Raw genomic sequence first — 21,135 nt, forward strand, 5'->3', positions numbered from 1 at the left:
GGATAAGCAGTCAAACTTTTAATTAATAGGTACTAGTTCAAGGATATCTAATAGCAGATCACAACAGTAGCTAGGCGATCTATTGGATCCGAAATCCAAGAATACAAAGTTAATTTTGACATCCGATCGCTCCGCTACTTCTATATCGCCACAATTATTGTAAGCGAAGTAATTGTACTCTTCAAAATCACCATCTTTTTTGGAAAAATCAATAAAGTCGTCAACAATCTGATCGTTATAAATCGTCATAAACTTACCGCGGTTGGCATTTAATCGCTGGGTCAGTCGTATTCTATATTTCCCCGCCGGCACATCTGGTACTGTCATCCAAAAGTAGTCACCGGCCTGTTTGGCATCAAACTGTACAATCATTAGCTTCTTGTCCTGATGGTAACTTTGGGTACCATTATTCAATCTTATCGCTGCCGGAGCATTTGTAAATACGTTTTGAGCGCCGTAACTGCTTCCCGGAGGGTACAGGTTGAGCCGTATACGTGAAGGCACCGCAGCGGTAATTTCCAGCAGGGTATCCAAGGTATGAAAAACACCATTACTGGCCACTTTATCTATACCATAATCTGGCGATTGGTTGAAGTTAAATTTTGAGTTAACACGATATTGTCCATAGTTATCTACCGCAAACGAGAGGGCTTCTTTCTCATAGAGCGGATAGAAACGTTGCGCGGTCAAGAGGTTGAGATAGTATCCCGAATCAGGAATAATATGGTACGACGCCCAGTCTTTTAAGTCATCTATATTCTCTTTATCGAAATCGCTCTTGAGCAAGGCTTCATCACTTTCGATCAGTACCGTCACGATACTATCCTTAAGGTAATCGATCAGTTCCGTTTCCTCAAAAATCGACAACATGGTATTATACTTGCCTGTTTCTACCAACATGTCATATACAGAAGTCGTGGGCGGTAGCAACACGGCATTGATTACATTTACGTATCCATTATTGAAGTTAATATTACTTTCCACAATAGTCGCCGCATTATTCAGCCGGATGGCCTCATAAGAAGCACTGATATCGGCCACCAGATACTTTCCATTAAATGCGGTGGGCGACGGCAATGGACCATGAATGAAAACATTCGTATTAATCTTCTTATCCAGCAGATGGTATCTGAAAAACCGCAGCCAATATTCCACTGGTGCATCACTTATTTTTTTAACGGGCTTTCCATCTACAGCTAATGTTTCGAACAGCCTATCGAAAGCCCCGTTGTTTGGCGCGAACACCGTATAGGTTCCAGCCGTCTTTAGCAGGTTGTACTGTCCTACATACTTGGTCAGCTCTTTAAAAGTGCTTAGATCTTCCCTACTCTCCAGATAATCCATAACCTGAATCTCATCGGTAGAATCGTATCGCGCATCCGAAAATTGCTCTTTGCATGCAAATACGAAGAAAAGTATGCATGTTGACATAAAGACCAAAAAACAAAGTTTGTTATACTTAATCATATCGTTAACTATTAATGTATCGTACTTGTCTATTTGTTTTTATAAAAATCCTTTTGCACTAAGGATCTGTTGTTTTCCAGTTCCGTTTCATGATACGGGAGAAACCAGCCATCCTGATTCAGCAACCTGGCTTTTACTACCTGATATTGAATGCCAAGCGCATTATTTTCAGCAGATTTCTCGATAAGTACCTCCTGATAGCCCGGACGCCGAGCCACACGTGCTGCCGCAAACCACTCTTTCCCTTCAAATCCCAGTTCAAACTCGCGTTCCATCAATAGATACCGCATAAATTCCACCTCTGTTCCCATCGCACCGGGCATCATTTCCGGGATATCACAGTGGAACCGTACCAGGTTGATACGCTCTTCAGCCTCCTCATATCTTCCAAGCATCGCCAACGCCTCCGCTTCCATAAACAAGATCTCCCGATACCGGTAAAAAATATAGTTCATATTCCGGCTACCCGACGGCCGATAGTTCCCTATATAGGGTGTCTGGCCGACCATTTTATACACTTCAAAGCCACTGCCGCCCGAGTAGGGTACCGATGCCATACGATAAGAAGAAAAGTCTTTCAAACGAATCGTATCCGCACTCCAATTGATCAGATCAGTAGGCGGATAGATTTCGGAACCGTTCACCCCAATATTGGTCGAATTTGCCATATATTTCGCACCGCTACTGGTGGGCTGAAAATGTCCAAACCAACCGTATACCGGAGAAGAAAAGCCCGTTTGTAGGTACTGGTACTCAAAAATACTTTCACTGGAGTTCCCCGGACTAAAGATCGAAAACCAATCAAGTGGCTCAAGCAACCGACTCCTGTACGCGCTTAGTTGACTGGTTAAGTCCAGGCAGGCCTGATACTCGTTTCTCCACAGTTTTACGTCAGCCCATATGGCAAGCACTGTATTCTTGGTGATACGTCCGTAGCGGTCATTCACATTCTCAAAGTCAGCATTTACAGTTGCCAAAGCTTTTTCCAGATCGCTTTCTATAAAATCCAGCACCTCTACCTCTGTATGAGCGGCCGTATTAAACTTTTGCGTATCCGATTCATAAGGGTCTTCTATGATGGGTACCTCTTTAAAGGCGCGTACGAGATAAAAGTAGTTCAGCGCGCGTAAGGCGTGAGCTTCTCCCATCATGGTGCTCAGCTCACTTTCTTTAAATGTCTGGTCCTTTTCTAATGCCGAGGGTGCGTTCTTAATAAAAGAGTTGATCCACGTAATTCCGGTGTATACAGATGCCCATCTCACTAATCCATTTGTAGGGTAGATATCGTGCACCATAAACTGTCTATAATCTCCCGAAAATGAAGTACCCGGCCCCGGTGTATATAGGCTTGAGCGAATGTCTCCCCATACGTGAAACAGGTTAAGGTTATTGTGCAACGCCGAATACATACCATTTCTTGATGCTAGTACCTGTTCACGGTTTTGCCAATATTCGTCGTGAACAAGGTTATCGGGTACATCCACCTCTAAAAACTTATCACAGCTCATATATGTGAACGACGATAATAGTAGTAAATATTTTAAAATTCGATTCATATCCTATATTTCTAAAAAACTATAAATTAAATCTTATTCCAGCTGTGTACTGCCTTGATGGTGCGGTATAGCTGTTATCTATCCCAAATAAGTACACACTGCCGGTGATAGGCACTTCTGGATCCACTCCCAAATAGTTAGTCCATGTCAGCAAGTTGTACCCCGTGATGAAGAAGCTCAACTGCTTTAGTCCCCATCTTTTTAACAGATCGTTTGCATCATAGGTAAAGGATACAGATTTCAAACGGACATATGAACCATCTTCTACCCATCTGGTCGATGCTGCACGGTTCCATTCACCATTGGGAAGAGCCTTTGGCATATCCGTTACATCACCCTGCCGTCTCCATCTCGACAGAATCGATTGCGCCTGATTCTTAGAATCCGACATTTCTTCCATAATGATACGGGTTCCGTTTATTACGTCATTTCCGAATTGATACTGCAGATTAACGGCTAGTGTATACCTTTTGTAGCTTAACGTATTATTCCATCCTCCGAAAAAGGAAGGATTGGCATTTCCGATCTGTACCCGGTCGAGCTGGTTAATTACACCGTCCCCGTTCACGTCGGCATAGATCATATCTCCGCCTTTAAACTGTTGGCCTGTCACCGAACCGTAACGCATGATCTTTGGCGTAAGGCCATCCGCTTCCATAATTAACTGACCATTGGCATCCTTTAAAAAAGCATCTTCATCCCTTGCGTAAACGCCGAGTGCGCTATAACCGTAGAAAGCCCCGATTACGTCTCCCTCCTGCAATTTCGAAACAAACCCGTTTTTAGTCGCCGAAAAAGATCCCTCGTCAAAATTTTCAGGCAATTTTAACAGCTTATTCCTATTAAAAGCAATATTAAAAAAGGATTTAAGTCTAGGTTTATCTTTACCGCCTTTCAATATATCGGCAGTAATACCCAGTTCAATACCCGCGTTCTCAACCGTGCCAAAATTCACAAACTGGTTGGCATAACCTAAGGTGCTGGACAATGTTTCGCGTAGCAACAGATCGTTTGTTGTTCTTTTGTACACGTCGAACTGTCCTGTTATTCTATCGTTAAACAGTCCCCAATCCAACCCAAGATTGTATTCTGTTGTTCTTTCTTCCTTAATGTTCTCGTATGCGAATTTATTCGGATATATGTAGGTTTCGCCCATGTAGCCGATAGAGGTGCCGTAGGCAATATCGTAAACATTGTTAATTTTCGGCAGGTTTCCCGTAATACCGAATGCAAAGCGCGGCTTCAGTGCTGAGATCCATTTCACATTTCGTATTCCCGATTCCCTCGTCATATCCCATGCTGCCCCGATGGCCGGAAATATCGTGTATGCATTATCGTTACCGTAGCGCGAGTCGCCTTCCGTCTTTCCAGTTACAGTCAAGAAGTACCTATCCAATAAAGCATAATGCCCTTGTACAAACATACCCAGATACCGTTGATCGGAAAATGATCCGTTAATATCCGTTGTACGCGCAGAAGCATCTGCCGAGCGTAACTGCGGAGAGGCTCCATTGAAATACCTGATTTCCATATTATTGCTCTTGTCCATGCTCAGATTGGCCACACCGGTAATCGTTAACCGGTGATTTTCCTTTTGGAGCGCAGACCATATCAGCCTATTGGTATTATTCACCAAAAGCTGGTAACCATCCGACTGCATGCCTGCGTTATAGAAGCTTTCGCCTGGAATAGCATCTGTAGCATAGGCCGGAAGAAAATAATCGTCAGCAGCCTGCCTAAAGTCGGTCGAAACCTGCGTCATGAATTCCAGGTTATCCAGTATTTTGTATTTCACACTTGTTGAAGCCATCAGGCGATTCGCTTTAGACAAGAAGTGAGAGTGATCGATCAATGCAAGTGGATTGAACCGCGAATAATAAGACACTCCTGCATTGCGGTCTACAAAATAATTCAGACCATTTTTTGAATACAGCGGATAAAACGATGGGATCTGTCTAGCTACCCGCAACGGATTCATTTCGTTATTCGAGTCGATATCATACGGATGTTTAGTTCCTCTTTTATCGGTCAGCGAGTTGGTATAGGTCAGATCAGCGGATACCGATAGCTTATCTGATACGCGGTAGTTCAAGTTGAATCTGGTGTTGAACCGATCGTACCCTGTTCCCTTGGTGGTACCATATTGGTTTGTATATCCTAGCCCCCAGTAATAATTGATCCGGTCACCACCACCGCTGAGGGAGGTATTATACTGCTGATAAATTCCCGTACGGCTGATGGCATCTATCCAATCGGTATTATTATTGAATTTCCAAGCATCCTCACGGCTCATGTCGCCGCGCAGTTGGGGCAAAGCCGAACCATCGTCGTCACCACCCGTCCAACGCTCAATAGAATATATGCGGTGTTCGTCACCATTTAACATCGGTATACTCCGCGGCACTTCGGATAAGGTAAACCTGCTGTTAAAATTAAATACCGGCTTACCCCGTTTACCCCTCTTGGTACGGATCACGATTACGCCGTTTGCGCCCTTAGAGCCGTAGAGCGCCGTAGCAGAAGCATCCTTAAGGATATCAATGGAAGCAATATCAGCGGGATCTAAATCTCCAATAGGACTAAACCCGAAGTCCGAAATACTCTGTACGGAATAATTATTACCAATTACTTCAGCGCCGTCAATTATCCAGAGCGGGTCGTTAATACCTGATATACTCGATATCCCGCGAATGCGTATCGATGCCGCCGCTCCGGGGTCGCCGCTATTAGACACGACCTGCAAGCCTGGCGCCATGCCTTGCAAGAATTGGTCGACCGATACGACAGGTAAATTTTCAATCCCTTTCATATCGATAGAGGCTATTGAACTCGATAGTTCCCTTTTATTGATGTTCACAAATCCCAGATCTGCATCAGGTTTTACCTGTGCAGTTATTTCGACTTCCTCGATCTGGTTGTCATCGACTTTCATCACGACATCTAATTTTTCAGAAAGGGTAGCCAATATAAATTCTTGTTTAGAATAACCTACCGTCGAAAAAATGATTTTCACTGCGTTGCTAGGCACCTGGGCTTTAAAACTGCCATCGCTTTCACTCTTGTAGGCCGTGAGGATGAGGTCACTGCCGCTGACCAAAAGGATCGACACTTGTCCAAACGGGTTAGCCAGGGATTGATCGTACACCTTTCCTACTATCTGCTTTTGCTGTGCAAACAGGGAAAAGCAACATAGATTTAAGAGCACACAAATAATGCTTTTCAAATTAATATGTTTATACATATTCCTTAAGATATTTAGGTTATAATACTTTATTGATCACATGTAACACGCCGTTACTTCCCTGCACATTACTTTTGGCAGCATCAGCCTGGCCGGTGTTGTTTTGAAATTGAACCTTGAAGGTATCCCATGCTCCCGAAAAACTGAGGTACTCCCCCCTTTTATTGGCCAGCTGACCTTCAAATACACCATCTGTAAATAAATAGCGGTTGGTCACGATATGCCTGTTAACGAGATTCTTGGCATCCTGCGCACTGATCGTCGAAACGTTTATCTCTGCTGCGGCAAAAGCCGCGTTGGAAGGGGCAAAAACAGAATACGTAAAAAAGCCTGTCAGCTGCAATTCCCCCACCATCGTCGCTTTTTCGATCAAGGCCCTAAATGTAGAGAGGTCGGCATTGGCTTCCATTTTTTTCCATACCGTAATCTCAGGGTCGAGGCGGTCCAAAGGCGTTAGAAAACCATCAATCTCAAAAATAGATCCCGTAGGCTTTGTCCACACTGGATCAGGTGTTAATAAATTGACCGAATGCCCGCTATAATCGTAAAACTTATTATTGTCATATAGTATATAGCCCTGATCCGTTGGATAAAAACGTTTTTTAAATCCACCGTCCGTGTAGGCATCGAAATGGAATATTCCTGTCCGAGCCTCATTTAACCTGGCTTCTAATGTCAGGGCATCCATGTCTTGTGCAAAAGGCGACCCCCAAACCTCGTCCGACTGCACCAAGAGGGTCGTAGGAGTATGCTGATAGAACAGTGGATCGACTATTCCCGACCCCAACCCCCTGTTGGTAAACATCCAAAACCACTGTCCGTACCGTTTATACAACATCATAATGCCTGATCGAACGCTACTCATTTCGGGCGACTCCATCACCTTATTGGTTTTATAGATAAATGAATTGCTAGATGGTGTAAATCCCACTATAGACTCTAGGGCAGGATTACCAAAACTGATGAAGCCTGTCAATGCGCTCCACTGCGGTTGGTTACGTACCAGATCGGAATGGTACCATAGATTGGCATGAATACTGGACCGTATAAGGGAATACATGACATGCTGTGGCACCGAATCGAGGGTATTGTCGATGATATCCATGTAGGGTTCAAAGTAATCCGCTATTGCCTGGTTCGTAGGGGCAAATAACGTCGACAGCGTATTTTCATCCGCCAGGTTACGTCCAAAAGAAAAATTCTTATATAAGGTTGTATCTACATTTCCGTACTGATCCACGGCGCCCAAGGTAAACTGTGCATGCTTCTCAATCCATTTACTGAATAGGGATAGGTCCGGATCTCCAGCCAAGGCCAGGTCCGTGCGAAGCGTCGGAAACAAGGGTTCATCCAATATATGAACTACGCCATTACGTGCGTCTATGTCGCGTTCGGTATCCGATATTTTGACACCCTCTACATAGTATCCGCCCTTATCCTTATCACCGTACATGAAATCGAAATCACTTCCCTGAACCGAAAAGAATGAAGGCGTGATAATGCGTAAGCTCTTGCCGACGTCTTTCCCTTCTGTACGCGTTTTGTAGTTCGTCATCCTGCTCTTATTAATCAGACTTTCCGTAGAAGTATACCGCTTTTCTAGGTCGTACATATAGTACATACCATTTATAAAGTGATAGTTAACATAGTTCCGTAAAGCTGTAAGAGGTACTTGTTCGAGCGAACTATATTTCAGTCGATCTATGAAATAGGCTTCGACAAAGGCATTTCTAGGAGCCAGACAGGTATAGATAGCCGATTCGCTCAGTGATTTTCTGAGATTAGCCCGGTCTACTAAGGACAAAAATAAGTCGTAATCTCCTTTTTCCTCCAAGATTCCTAAAATACTATTGCTCAAGGTACTCTCGGGTTGGTAATAATCCGTGAATCCCTTGTTGCACGAGTAGAGGAAGCAACATCCTGTTATAAGGAATACATAAAAGCTTCGTAAGTACAGAGAATGCATAGGTATTTCTTTTGGTTTATAATTATTATTTTTTGTTTCTACAATTGATCATTAACACAACCACCGGCTTATATATTGTCGTTATGTACTACAAATATAATTATTCATTTTATAAAAGCAACCAAAAAACAAAATTATTAAAAATATATATTTTTCTGACCTAAAAGAATATGTCAAAAAATGTAAAAAAGCTGTTATTATTGGCTTGTATGCAGTTTTTCAGGATTAAACCAGTAGATTTGTTATGTGGTACATAATAACTTAATATAAATATTATACTCTCCTAATTATATAGCAATATGCGTCTCAAAAAAAAACAACCAATTTTAGCACTTGTCATGCTGTTTACATGCTACGCATTCGCAGAAACAAGGCAATTACCACGGAAAGATAACGATAAGGAAACGATCTCACCGCCTTCATTACCTGTTAGGGTATTCGAACGAAATTATCATGGCTTCCAGTTATTTAGAATTCCTACTTTAATAAAATCAGCAAACGGCACATTGCTTGTATTTGCAGAGGCAAGAAAACTGTCTAGCAATGGCGATAGAGGCGACATCGATCTGGTATTGCGCAGATCAGCAGACGGTGGAAAGACCTGGGGAGACATGATCACGATCTGGAATGATGGAGAAAATACCTGTGGTAACCCTGTTCCTGTTTTAGATAGGAAATCAGGTAAAATACATTTGCTTGCTACCTGGAATAACCGTCGAGTGTATCACATTACCTCGGTCGATAATGGTTTTACATGGACTGCTCCGGTAGAAATAACGCCCGCGGTGAAGCCTACGGAATGGGGCTTTTATGGAACCGGTCCTGTACACGGCATACAGATCACAGCAGGCCCCTACAAGAACAGGTTGGTCATCCCTACTTATGCGAATGTACCCGTGAATAGCGTAACCAAGCATCACTCCTTTTCGGTCTATTCGGATGATGGCGGCAAAACATGGTCATTCGGAAATCTAAGCCCTCAAGATAACGTCGGAGAATGTACGGTAGTGGAGCTAACCGATGGAAGATTGATGTTAAATATGCGCAGTAAGCTGCCTCATCGGACACTAGCTTTTAGCGATGATGGGGGTATAAGTTGGAACAACGGGCGGTTGGATTCCAATCTGATCGATCCATTGTGCCAAGCTAGCCTATTACGTGGCGAAGGGACCGCCAGTAATATATTGTTCTTCTCTAATCCGGCAAGTTCAAAGCGAGAAAACCTGACAATCAGGATGAGTACAGATCAAGGCCTTACATGGCCAAAGAAACACCAGGTATACGCTGGCCCGTCCGCCTATTCGGATATGGTCGTGATGGATCATAGAACTATTGGGGTCGTATTCGAGTCGGGTATTAATTCTCCTCACGGTCATATCTTATTTACTACGCTACCTGTTTCGTGTATTAAGTAAATATCTTTATGCAGATTATAGCAATTTAGAGAACAGCATACCTTATATCAAACCTATACGAAATGCTTTGCATTTACAAACCAAAATATCGAAGGCGTGGCATCTATAAGCTCTGTACGTTCGGTTTGCGAGTGTTCCGCTTTTTAGTTAAGTTTGGATGTTTTGTCGTCGAGTAGATTCCGACAAATTAAATTAGGAACCAAAAAAATATTGCTTCAACGAATGTGTAGGCTTTTCAGATGTAGAAGTTTACTTCTCGTGAACAATAACTAAATAAACGAAAACAAAATGAAGAAACTACTATTGCACTGGCAGATCTTGATCGGCATCACAGCAGGTATCTTAGTCGGATTGTTATGCACCCAATTTGCAGGCGGAAGGGAGTTTGCTATCGACTGGATCAAGCCTTTTGGTACTATTTTTATTAACCTGTTGAAATTGATAGCAATTCCGCTAATTATAGTTTCGCTCATCAAAGGTGTTTCCGATTTAAAAGATGTCACGCAGCTCTCCGCTTTAGGCGTTCGTACATTTGGACTTTACATACTGACCACCGTTATCGCCGTCAGCTTAGGCCTGGTGCTCGTCAACTTTATACAGCCCGGTAACTTTATCACGGAGAGTACCAGGCAGGATATGCTGCAGTCATTTGCTGGAGAGATGCAGTATAAGATCGACGAGGCTACCGGAATTAAGGAAACCAGGGGCCCATTGCAAGTATTGGTCGATATCGTTCCGGAAAATATATTTCATGCGGCGACAGCGAACAGCAATATGCTTCAAATCATCTTTTTCAGCCTGTTAGTTGGTATCGCCATGATTATGCTGCCTTTCGGTCAGATCGAGTCCTTCAAAAATGTACTGGATGCCGGAAACGCCATTGTCTTAAAGATTGTCGACATCATGATGATATTTGCGCCCTACGGTGTATTCGCACTTCTTGCTGCACTTATCGCGGAGGCCCCCTCTATCGATGTATTTAAAGCATTAGGTATGTACGCTTTTACAGTCGTACTGGGTCTCATCATACTTGTTTATGGTATATATTCTTTATTCATATACTTCTTCGGAAAGATGAATCCGTCTCATTTCTTCAAGGCTATTCTACCCGCACAGCTACTCGGTTTTTCAACCAGCTCTAGTGCGGCTACGCTACCCGTTACGATGGAATGTGCAGAAGAGAACCTGGGTATACGGAAAGAGGTATTGAGTTTTGTTCTTCCTATCGGTGCAACGATCAACATGGACGGCACCTGTCTATACCAGGGCGTTGCGGCGATTTTCATTGCGCAGGTAATGGGCTACGACCTTACTATGGCGCAGCAACTTAGCGTGATCGCCACCGCGACACTTGCCTCTATTGGTGCTGCAGCCGTCCCTGGAGCGGGGATTTTAATGTTGGTAATCGTATTGGAATCGATCGGCGTTAGTCCAGCCGGAATCGCCCTGATATTCGCGGTCGATAGGCCACTGGATATGTTGAGAACAGCGGTCAATGTATCCGGTGATGCGATGGTCGCAGTGATAATAAATAGGGTTGGTATGAAAAAGCGAAACCTCTCCCAAGAAGAAGCGTAAGTAGAATTTCCGGTGCAGCACTTACAATCCAAAATTTTCTGGTTCGTCCGACTGCTGCGCAATTTCTTCCACGTATTCCGCTTGCAAAGTAGGCGGTACGATCTGTTTCGATTCACCCTGCATAACCGGCCACCACTTTGCATATAACCTTTCGGCTATCTCCAGGCTGTGGCCAGCTGCTACCGCGGGATACGTTTCGTGCCCCTCGGTCCACGACTTTTCCCATGAGGAAAGCGCGTCAAAGAACGCATTCGCATTGTTTGCAGGTCGGCCGTAAGACTTACGCAGTTTTCGCTCGTGGTAGCGTTTGTTTTCATCAGCTGGCTGTTCTAAGAGGTAATCAATAAACATCCGCCAGCGCGGTACGTAAAAGCCTTTGATTAAGCCAGACCATTGCCTGTTGGAATAATCAAAAAACAAGGCATTGGGTGTTACTGGCCCCCATACCGTTATAAGCGTTCGTGCAGCTTGTTCATAGCGGTTTTGCTCCTCCTCGTAATTTCCCCATTTTCGCGCGTCGTTAAGCCATTTACCCAACAGGAATTCCTCCCGTGTCGCCAACAGATCATCCAGATCTTCCATAAGTTCAATAAATTGTCGACCAGCCCTACGCAATGCGTTTAGGTCTTTGTTTTTATACGCGATATTAATCTTTTGATGTAACAATAACGATAAATCCACTAGACACTGCCGTGCGACATCCACTACATCATATTGGAACGTGGCTTTCTCTCCGAGTTCATTTGCCGCGTTGCGCATTTCGTTCCAAGCCGTCCACAGATCAATTAATGGATAGTCTCTCACCATATCACCATTCATGGATACACTGGGCATAAATAATGCCGGGCGCGCGCATATAGGCGATTCCATGGAGATGATCTTCACCTTCTTTTGCTGATACACTGTTGCCAACAATATTTCCCAAGCGCGTGCAGCAGCCTCAGGTAGACTGCCGTAACGGGACTTGGCGTATTGTTTAGTCCAAGTCGGCGGGTCTTGTACGTCCTGATGCCAAGCAATCTCCGTGGCAGCCTGATAAATAATGGGATTATGCTCGATTGCTTCCGGAAAGATGCCAAGCCCCTGCACGTTTTGGGCAGCAGGTAAACGCTTCAAATGCAAGGCGTGACTCAGGAAATGCGTCATATTTCCACCCATATAATTTCGTCCCCCAAAATTATGCATCATACCGACTACCCAAGGCCTGCCCCAGTAGCTCTCGTGTTTTTTCCAGTTTGTCCCCGTCAGCGCCATCATCAGCGTCCGGTCCTTTGGGACAGCCCGCAGCAATCCCTGTCTAAGCGACCAAGTCTGTATAACCAGCACAGCTTCTGGGTCGATATCGTTAATTGCGGAAAATATAGCCTTACCCGCTTGCTCCAGATAGCCTTCCGTTTTGATGGGCGGCTGGCTCTCGTGAAATGGATCGACCGAATAATAATGATCTGTGCCAAAAAGCTTGTACTGCTCTTCGACGAATATTTCCGCTATCTCACGAAACAACGGATCCAGAGGGTCTATCTGGGCCGTTTCAAACGTAGATATCCAGTCGGTTTTGTAAACTTTAGCATCTGGATAAAACTTCGCAAGCGCGGTAGGTACGTAGCCACTAAAGCCCTTTAGGATTGCTTTCATGCCCAACTCGCGCTCCCTTTCGATTATTTTCTGTCCCAGTACCAAGTGCCTATCTATCCAATCTTGTGAGAGCGGGCCCATCCAGCCCTCCAGGTTGTCCATCCATTGCCAGGCGAAATATGTTGGGCCGACCAGAAAATTTCGGATCGAATTATCATCCATTCCCAAACGCCGGAGCGTATTCTGCCATACCGCTTCCAGACCCGTTATAGCCAACGGCATATTAATGCCGTGCAGCGCCATCCAATCGATTTCACGCTCCCAGCGCTCCCAATCCCACCATGGCATCGAATAACTAAATGTACAGTAATTGAGATACGCGCGGATGTCAAATTCCGTGCGTTGCGCAATCGGATGAAAATCGGTCGGTAAAAGATCCGGGAGATCCAATTGGTCACTGTTCCAAGAAATATGGCAATTGCAGACATATTTCAGGTACCAGTGCAATGCAGACGCAATCGCTACGGGTGTATTTCCTTTAAGAACAACTTTTTTGCCTTTCGGAAAAATCTCAAAAAAATCTTCTGTTTCTCTGTCGGTATGCGCGATCACAACCGTGAACTGTTCATTTCGGTCTGGTAGTATTCTTTTTATTAAAGCTTCGGCAGCGTGTTGAAAGCTATTGTCTTTTGAAATCTTCATTAACTTGTTACATAAGGGGTGAAACGCATGTTTAGTTGGCCGACAGCAGGCAGATGTGTCTCAAACTATTGCGGATACTTGTCAAAACAGCAGTACACGCTGTTTTGTTTTGAATCATACGCATACGAAGTTAGGAAAAAATGAGCGATGAGGAAAACTTGTTTGGCATAGAACAGGTAGTGCTGGGGGTTATTTTATAATTGCATATAAAAGCAAATATATATAAGTTTGTAGGGCAAGTAGATACATGAGGAATGGTGGATTATAAGATTTACGGCGATCGGGAGCTAGTCCAACTTATGCGTGGTGGTGACGAACGCGTCTTGGTTGAGATATACGATCGCTATTGGGAAAAAATGTTAGCTGTAGCCTTTAATCGGTTAGGTAATCTAGAAGAAGCGGAGGAGTGCGTGCAAGACGTGTTATGCAAATTATGGAAGTTGCGCAATGATTTCTCTTTAGCCAAACACGAACTTGCAAACTATTTAGCTCGCGCAATACGCAACCAGTCATTCAATATTTTAGATCGCCGGCATCGCGAACGCCTAAAGGCAGAAGGTTATTCCCCAATTGAGATGGTAAACCTCCACACGCCGGAACGTGAGCTGATTGCGCGGGAGTTGAAGAGGCCAAGCCTCTTCAACTTTATTATATTCAAATGATATTTAGATTAACTGCTGTGGCAAGGTATTTGGAACATGTTTAGGAAACAATAAGATACTATGGCATTATTAGAAGATCTCGCGTGGCGTCATGCAACCAAAGCATACGATCCCCTTAAAAAAGTAAGCAGTGAAAATATTGATAAAATTATAGAAGCAGCACGGTTGGCGCCCACGTCTTCTGGCTTGCAGCCCTTTAGGATTATTGTAGTAGAAAATAAGGAGCTCCGCGAGAAGCTCGTGCCGGGCGCATTGAATCCCGAGTGTATGCGCGAGTGCTCCCACCTATTGGTCTTTGCAGCGTGGGATCAATACACACCAGAACGCATTGATGCGATGTATGACAGAACAACCGATGAACGTGGTCTCCCACGTGGACGGTTCAAGAGCTACACCGATAGTATCAAAAAGCTCTATGCTGGTCAAAGTCCAGATCAGCATTTCGCGCACGCATCCAAGCAATCTTATATTGCACTGGGTATGGCGATGGCGCAGGCCGCCGAATTGCGTATAAACACTACACCAGCAGAAGGTTTTGATAACCAGTTAGTGGATGACGTATTAGCTTTACATAAGCTCGGTCTAAAAAGCGTGACCTTGCTGTATGTGGGTTACAATGATCCAGCACGGGATTGGCTTGCCCCGATGAAAAAAGTTAGAAATCCTGTGGATGAGTTTGCTTTTTAGTAGTCTTTTTTATGTCAAAAATAGAATAAGCTTATTAGATTACAGTTTACAGCGCATTCGCCCGACTGAATTTAACCTTAAAAATTGGCGCAGAGATCTTTACCTTTCACAGTAAATTTTTATGAAAAATCTGTTAAAAAGTGTGAAATAGAATCCAAAAAAAATTAATTGGACTTATATTTGTAATTCATAATTAGGTTAATAATTGGTTAGTTTAGAAATCCCGTAGCTCCCCGCTGCGGGATTTCTTTTATTAGTCCGATCGATTATTTCAAATTCGGGTTTTCGTTGTTTGTGCGGTTGTACTAATTACTTTTTCTCCGTCAACAGTGCACTTGCGCACCACAAGAGCGCGGCTTGCCCGTGAAAATCGCCGACCAATCTTCTACGATTAAGATAATGTTCCTTTGTAGAACCGACATTAGTGCCGATACAAACATCTCTTAGGTCGCCATTATCATTAATATACGGCATAATCGCCATCCAGGCCTTACGTACAACCGGTGCATATTCAGCTTGCTTTAGCCAACCTTCTTTTACACCGACAATCATAGCATACGTAAACATAGCCGATCCCGAGGTTTCGGTCCACGATTCCGTTGGTTCATCAACAAGTTGCCCCCAAAGCCCCTCTTTATTGGTATTTAATTTTAAGGTGTGCATCATCCGTTGATAACTCGTCAAAATCCGCGCATAGTATTCACTATCTTTAGGTAAATTTTTTAATAACTCGGTCATGCCTGCAGCCATCCAGCCGTTACCTCTCCCCCAGAAAAATGGTGCCTGTTTGGCATGGTAAAATAGGCCGTTTGGTCGTTGGATGGAATCCAGGTATACCGTCATTTCGTAGGCTGCCCGATCGATGTACTTTCTCTCCTTTGTTGCAAGGTATGCATGACTTTGAATAGCTGTGATCATATACATATCGTCTATCCAGAATCTGGTTTGCCAGCTAAGTCCCCTATCCAAAAATGCGCGGTGTTTAACACTGTCGCTAGCAGATGATTTTGGAAGCTGCCACTGCCGATCAGCAAAATCGATACCGATATGGTAATAAAGCGGATTTTCGGTGAGCATATAGAGCCGTAATGGAATAACCCCAAAAACCGTATTATCGACGTGATTGGGTTTCTGCATCAGTTCCTTTCTCTTTCCCAAAAGCGGAAAGAAACGTTTCTCCAAAACCCTAAGCAACGCTTTATTATTCGTTTTTTCACTGAAAACCAACGCTCCCAGCCAGGTGCAAGTTTCCGGATAAACGATATAAGGAGGTTCACCCTTTATTTCATCAAAATGCCTATAATCGCTGGAAAGGAAGTTTTTTACTAACTTCTCACCAATGATCTTAGGGTCGGCATAGGTAGGTAAATCGTGCCATATGCCATTTTGTGCATAAGTCTGCATACTCATGAACAATATACAGATTTTTAGAATTGTGCTTTTCATACTATCTAATCGTTACGTCATAAAGCCATCGACTAAAAAGTGTCGATGGCCCAAATTACGCGTTAATTTTTAAAATTAGGTCCACATACTATTCACTTGCGCCATATACCCGTATACGGTTTATACTCGCATTATCACCCCTGTTACTTTCGGTTACGTTAATACGAATATAACGAACTTTTTGCTTAGGAAAGGAAACATAACGTTTATCGTCTGAAGCAGGCGCAGTCCCCCAGTTTAGCTCACCTACCGATGTAAACGTTCCACCATTTTCGCTCACTTCAATGCTGCCTTTGCGTAGATCGTTATTTGTTGTTCTCCTGTTAATCATTATCTCGGTAATCATCTGTTGTGCCTTCATATCCACCAGGATCCAGTGTGGTAGCTTTTCTGTACCTCCCTCCCATTTGCTGTGCCAAAAAGGCGAAGATCCATCAACAAAGATGGCTCCAGGCGTACCCTGTGATGCATTGAAAGAAGATGCGGTAGCGGTCCAGCCTGTATAACTTAGCTCCGCTTCAACAAAGAGGCTCACGGTAGACTGTACCGGATTGGCATCCTTGGAAGAAACGGTAATCTCTACCTCACCCCGGCCTTTCGCCGTTACGACACCCTCCTCGTCTACCGTCGCAATATCCGGGCGGTTACTTTCATAACGGAGCTCCACCCCCGCTGCTATAGCTGGCAGTATGGTAAGTTCTCTCCTCAATGGATACGTGCCACCCATAGGCACAATGCTCAACCGATGAGTTGGCATTACGATCTCAGATACGGTAAGATCCAGCACCTTTACTTTAACGGTCGTGCGAATTTCTGGATCGTGTACCGCCCGCACAGTTAAATTAGCTTCGCCATTTACACGGTGCCCCAAAGCCTTTCCTGCCTCATTGACTGTAAACACGCTAGCGTCGTCTGTGTGAAATGTTACCAAGGGCGTGCTATTCTCGGGTAGCAAATTGATCATTACCTTCTGTTCCAGGTTATATCCCACGATAAGAAAGCCGTCCACCATTCCTTGCACTTCAATTGTTTCGATAGACGGTCTTTCAATTGTAATGGTCCGTTGATCACTTAACCTACTACCGTCCTGGGTCTTCACGATCAAATCTGCTTCGCCCATTTTCTTCGGCATGATTAATCCCTTTGCCGACACGGTAAATATTTCTTCGTCGCTCGATTTATAGGTAATTCCACCTCTTTCGGCATTTCCCGGTGCTATAGAAGCCTCTACAAGAAATGTTTCATTCAACGGAATACGTAATCCTTCCTTATCGATATTCTGGATTAAGATATCGTTCACTTTTATTTCTTCGTTCTTGGAGCAGCTCCACAACGAACATAGTAGCGTTATTATCACCACATTTTTTTTGATCAGGTGTATCATAATTCGGTATAGTTATTCAACAATTTTATTATTTTTTTGCTTCAAAATCTGCAAGTCTCGCTAGCATCTCGACACATGCACCCTGGTACAGTATGCCCGATTCAGGTCGTGGACCGTTCGCTTTAAAATCATTGTTAAGTAAATTAGTCTGCACATCCCTCGCTGGCGACATCCAGGCATGTTGCATTATTTTTCGATAAGCCTGTACGTACTTCTCATTATTATCTACATGGCACAATTCGATATAACCCCTCAACAAAATAGCATTGAACCACACATTGTTATCCGTCCACATCACAATTTCCTCACCGAGTGCGGCCGAATGATAGGGTTTAAACCATCGTTTATAGGCCGCTTCAGCTGTCTCTTGGGCATCCGTCAAGTATTGGCTGTCGCCTGTAATCTCGTATAATAAGACAGCGGCCTGCACAGGCTGCCCCGCATTGTAAGTGAATTTCGTTTTGTCTACGATAACAGCCGAACCCGGGTTGGACGGATCAGATAGCTTTATATTATCCCAGTACAGTTTATCCTCGGGATCCTGTAACCGATCTTTCACCCAATGGTAAAATTCCTTTGCCCTGTCGAGGTATACCTGTTCGTCGGTTGCCTGATAAAGTTTGGCGCCAAGTACGGCGGCAGGGGCGGTAGAACAAGTATTCTTTCCTTTGTCACCTTCCTTCCAGTGCACGCCGCCACCCATCAGATCGTTTGTTCCCGACAACACAAAATTCCAGACCAGTTTTGCACGCTCGAGGTATTTGGTATCTTTGGTGAGCAGGTACAGATCGACCATATCTAATCCGATCCATACATTATCATCATAAAAGCGTTCGTCGCCGCCCCCGGGAAACACAGCATACCCCTCAGGCCCGCCCTGCCTCTGGTTTCGAAATTTATCGATCGATGTGAGCAGCCTATTATCGTAGAGTGTCGCATATTTCGCCTTTAGTGCCGGATCGTGCTCGCCCATACTTTTCAATGCCGTGTAGCCAGAAAATACGGCACCCTGACCCCATACTGTAGAAGCTCCGTCCCAAAACGTATTCCGTCGTGGATAATATTCGCCCCACACATCCAATGGCATGCCGTCCAGAAAATAGGTTATCAAGGCGTCCATCATCTCATCCGCAGCCGTCATCAGCATATCGCCCTGTTGATCCTGCGTGACTTCCAGTTTCAAGTTAAAAGATTGCTTTGCAACAGCGCTATGAATACCATTACTGGCATGCACCGTCCATTTGATATCGACAGGGTTGCCCACTGTAGCACCCACTGCCCTTGCCAGCGAATCCAATGTTACACGAGGTACGGCTAGTGCGGTCGCAGACCCTAGCTTATCGGGTCTGCGGCTCATCAAGGGTTGCGAGAAATCACCCGATACTTTATCAAATACTACCGTATAGAACGCCAATGTGCCATTCGAGACAGTGGCTTCAGACCACTTGAACTGAAGTCCATCGCCGTTCTCAGCGAGTGTTACCGTACTCCCGTCTATCGGTGCACGCAAATCTACCCCTTGTACCCGACCTTCACCGAGTCCACCTTTTTCATCTTTCTCGCAGGCCACAAAACATATTGCGGATGCCATGGCGAGCGTATATATAGCTATTATATTTTTCTTCATAATTACGTTCGTTATCTGCTATCGTGTTATGTATTTACCACCCCGGATTTTCAACAAGATTTCTATTTTTATTCAGCTCGTCCTGCACAATATTCCATAGATATTGCTTGTCTTTCCATTGACGGGTTTCAAAAACAGTACGTTGAAGAAATCCGGCAGATGTTGTTGCTTCGATATTCATTCCATAAAAATCGCCACCATCAGTTTGCGCAGCTATCTTCCAGCGGTGTGTATCAAAGTAGCGTAAATTTTCAAAGCAAAGCTCAACACGGCGCTCTTGCTGTATGGCCTGCCGCATGGCATCCTTATCACCCGGTACCGGAACCATACCATCTTCAGGACCGTACTGCGGGATTCCCGCTCTTTCCCGGATCATGTTCAAGTATTTTACGATATCCGGATGCGCTGGATCATATTCGTTCAAAGCCTCTACATAATTCAGATAAACTTCAGCCAATCTGAGCTGTACTTCCAAGCGCCCCTGGATACGATCGGGCTCCAGTGTCGTACTCGGATGCACCAGTTTTCGGGCGCCGTATCCTGTTCTGGAATAGTTACGACCGTTATAGAGACCGCTATTTCCACCGCTGTACATTTGTATGGTAACCGGCTGGTTGTTGCTTCCCCTGTCGTTGTTTATCCATTTGCTGAGGTTAAAAGTTATAGCAACATAGAAGCGCGGTTCGCGTCCAACATACATATTGGAGGTTCCTGATGCATAATATCTCGTATCCTGCGCCGTTGTACCCGTCTCGCTGTATCCAGAGGCTGAATCGTCTATAGGCCGTCCGTTTGACATGAAAAAGGCATCCACGAGCTGTTGCGTTGGTCCGAAGGCCGCCCATCCGCCCACATTTCGTGGCGATCCCATTTTGTCGGGTCCGAAATTATCCGATACACGAGCCATGATCACTTCGCTGTTCCAGTCGGTCAGATGCACATTCTTTAGAGATTCATATGGCTTAATGGCACCGCCTGCATCCCGTTCAATATACAGACTATACTGACCAAAATCGATCATATCTTTTGCAGCATCAGCTGCCAGCGTCCACTTATTGGCATCATATTGCTGGTTTACGAGTACCGTACCATCCAGATTCTTAAAGTCTGCATAATCGGTATTTCCGTTAAATAGCGGACTGGCAGCATACAATAGTACACGCGATTTAAAAGCCAGCGCCATTCCACGGTTGATTCTTCCCCACTCCCGTGTATTCACGGGCGTTATCGGCAGATCAGGAATAGCGGTATTAATCTCATTGACGACATAATCAACGCATTCATCATACGTATTTCGTGGTATGCTGATTTCCTCAATGGTCGCATCCGGTTCAAGTAGCACCTCTGGCATTATAATCACCGGACCATATTGCATCATCAGATTGGCGTAGAAGTAAGCACGAAGAAAGCGTGCTTCAGCCTTCCATTTCGTCTTTTCAGCCTCCGGTACTTCAGGGTTAGCGTCTACATTCTGAATGAAGAAGGTCGCCGACCGGATGCCCTGATAGTAATGGCCCCAACGGTTGAAGGCGCCAGTATTACGGTCCCAGTTTCCGATATTTAGCTGAAAGGGTGCCATATCGTTGTAGGTTACATCCACGTCGTCCGACAAGCTTTCGAAACTGTTGTCAAAACGCCAGTCCATCTGTGCGCGAATCCGGTTGTAGATATTCGCCAGATATTGTTCGGTTGTCGTCCGACGTTTGAAAATATCCCCTATCTGCAGGCGGTCATCGGGCACCTGATCGAAGAAGTCCTTATCGCAGGAACTGCATATCAGTATCAATAGCAGCCCTATATATGTCTTTATTTTTGTGTTCATAATTAAC

13 protein-coding genes are annotated in these 21,135 nt (G+C 44.5%); 4 read left to right on the top strand and 9 right to left on the bottom strand.

Annotation, left to right across the window (positions count from 1 at the left end):
- Positions 1-18: 18 nt before the first annotated feature.
- From C4F40_RS05430 to C4F40_RS05445, 4 genes are all read right to left on the bottom strand, one after another.
- Complete coding sequence (locus C4F40_RS05430) at positions 19-1,431, bottom strand: fasciclin domain-containing protein (RefSeq protein WP_231389927.1); 1,413 nt, start codon at positions 1,429-1,431, stop codon at positions 19-21.
- 65 nt (positions 1,432-1,496) lie between these two features.
- Positions 1,497-3,023, bottom strand: a complete 1,527-nt coding sequence (locus tag C4F40_RS05435) for a RagB/SusD family nutrient uptake outer membrane protein (protein ID WP_196938339.1) — start codon at positions 3,021-3,023, stop codon at positions 1,497-1,499.
- A gap of 19 nt (positions 3,024-3,042) precedes the next feature.
- Complete coding sequence (locus C4F40_RS05440) at positions 3,043-6,246, bottom strand: SusC/RagA family TonB-linked outer membrane protein (RefSeq protein ID WP_231389928.1); 3,204 nt, start codon at positions 6,244-6,246, stop codon at positions 3,043-3,045.
- Between the two features lie 37 nt (positions 6,247-6,283).
- On the bottom strand, positions 6,284-8,122 hold the full coding sequence (locus tag C4F40_RS05445; protein WP_231389929.1) for a fasciclin domain-containing protein: 1,839 nt from the start codon (positions 8,120-8,122) through the stop codon (positions 6,284-6,286).
- A 407-nt stretch (positions 8,123-8,529) separates the two neighbouring features.
- Here C4F40_RS05445 and C4F40_RS05450 point away from each other — a divergent pair, with 407 nt between their 5' ends.
- Positions 8,530-9,645, top strand: coding sequence for a sialidase family protein (locus C4F40_RS05450; RefSeq protein WP_196938342.1), 1,116 nt, complete (start codon positions 8,530-8,532; stop codon positions 9,643-9,645).
- 288 nt (positions 9,646-9,933) lie between these two features.
- Positions 9,934-11,223 carry a dicarboxylate/amino acid:cation symporter gene (locus C4F40_RS05455; RefSeq protein WP_196938343.1) on the top strand — a complete coding sequence of 430 codons (1,290 nt, stop codon included), beginning with the start codon at positions 9,934-9,936 and terminating at the stop codon, positions 11,221-11,223.
- A 21-nt stretch (positions 11,224-11,244) separates the two neighbouring features.
- On the opposite strand, the gene C4F40_RS05460 is transcribed toward C4F40_RS05455, so the two are convergent.
- On the bottom strand, positions 11,245-13,500 hold the full coding sequence (locus C4F40_RS05460; RefSeq protein WP_196938344.1) for an alpha-N-acetylglucosaminidase: 2,256 nt from the start codon (positions 13,498-13,500) through the stop codon (positions 11,245-11,247).
- A gap of 254 nt (positions 13,501-13,754) precedes the next feature.
- Here C4F40_RS05460 and C4F40_RS05465 point away from each other — a divergent pair, with 254 nt between their 5' ends.
- Complete coding sequence (locus C4F40_RS05465) at positions 13,755-14,162, top strand: RNA polymerase sigma factor (protein ID WP_196938345.1); 408 nt, start codon at positions 13,755-13,757, stop codon at positions 14,160-14,162.
- Between the two features lie 60 nt (positions 14,163-14,222).
- Complete coding sequence (locus tag C4F40_RS05470) at positions 14,223-14,849, top strand: nitroreductase family protein (RefSeq protein ID WP_196938346.1); 627 nt, start codon at positions 14,223-14,225, stop codon at positions 14,847-14,849.
- A 309-nt stretch (positions 14,850-15,158) separates the two neighbouring features.
- On the opposite strand, the gene C4F40_RS05475 is transcribed toward C4F40_RS05470, so the two are convergent.
- From C4F40_RS05475 to C4F40_RS05490, 4 genes are all read right to left on the bottom strand, one after another.
- Complete coding sequence (locus tag C4F40_RS05475) at positions 15,159-16,295, bottom strand: glycoside hydrolase family 88/105 protein (RefSeq protein ID WP_196938347.1); 1,137 nt, start codon at positions 16,293-16,295, stop codon at positions 15,159-15,161.
- A gap of 88 nt (positions 16,296-16,383) precedes the next feature.
- A complete protein-coding gene (locus C4F40_RS05480; protein WP_196938348.1) occupies positions 16,384-17,679 on the bottom strand; it encodes a discoidin domain-containing protein in 1,296 nt (431 codons plus the stop codon).
- A gap of 28 nt (positions 17,680-17,707) precedes the next feature.
- The gene (locus C4F40_RS05485; protein WP_196938349.1) at positions 17,708-19,306 is read right to left on the bottom strand and encodes a glycoside hydrolase family 76 protein; all 1,599 of its coding nucleotides are present in this window, start codon (positions 19,304-19,306) and stop codon (positions 17,708-17,710) included.
- A 34-nt stretch (positions 19,307-19,340) separates the two neighbouring features.
- Positions 19,341-21,128, bottom strand: coding sequence for a RagB/SusD family nutrient uptake outer membrane protein (locus C4F40_RS05490; RefSeq protein ID WP_196938350.1), 1,788 nt, complete (start codon positions 21,126-21,128; stop codon positions 19,341-19,343).
- Positions 21,129-21,135: the final 7 nt, after the last annotated feature.

It is taken from the genome of Sphingobacterium pedocola, from assembly GCF_015209965.1.
Taxonomy (GTDB): Bacteria; Bacteroidota; Bacteroidia; order Sphingobacteriales; family Sphingobacteriaceae; genus Sphingobacterium; species Sphingobacterium pedocola.

Coding starts and splice junctions, on each gene's coding strand:
- C4F40_RS05430 (WP_231389927.1), bottom strand. CDS start 1,431: ATGTCAACATGCATACTTTTCTTCGTATTTGCATGCAAAGAGCAATTT.
- C4F40_RS05435 (WP_196938339.1), bottom strand. CDS start 3,023: ATGAATCGAATTTTAAAATATTTACTACTATTATCGTCGTTCACATAT.
- C4F40_RS05450 (WP_196938342.1), top strand. CDS start 8,530: ATGCGTCTCAAAAAAAAACAACCAATTTTAGCACTTGTCATGCTGTTT.
- C4F40_RS05455 (WP_196938343.1), top strand. CDS start 9,934: ATGAAGAAACTACTATTGCACTGGCAGATCTTGATCGGCATCACAGCA.
- C4F40_RS05460 (WP_196938344.1), bottom strand. CDS start 13,500: ATGAAGATTTCAAAAGACAATAGCTTTCAACACGCTGCCGAAGCTTTA.
- C4F40_RS05465 (WP_196938345.1), top strand. CDS start 13,755: ATGGTGGATTATAAGATTTACGGCGATCGGGAGCTAGTCCAACTTATG.
- C4F40_RS05470 (WP_196938346.1), top strand. CDS start 14,223: ATGGCATTATTAGAAGATCTCGCGTGGCGTCATGCAACCAAAGCATAC.
- C4F40_RS05475 (WP_196938347.1), bottom strand. CDS start 16,295: ATGAAAAGCACAATTCTAAAAATCTGTATATTGTTCATGAGTATGCAG.
- C4F40_RS05480 (WP_196938348.1), bottom strand. CDS start 17,679: ATGATACACCTGATCAAAAAAAATGTGGTGATAATAACGCTACTATGT.
- C4F40_RS05485 (WP_196938349.1), bottom strand. CDS start 19,306: ATGAAGAAAAATATAATAGCTATATATACGCTCGCCATGGCATCCGCA.
- C4F40_RS05490 (WP_196938350.1), bottom strand. CDS start 21,128: ATGAACACAAAAATAAAGACATATATAGGGCTGCTATTGATACTGATA.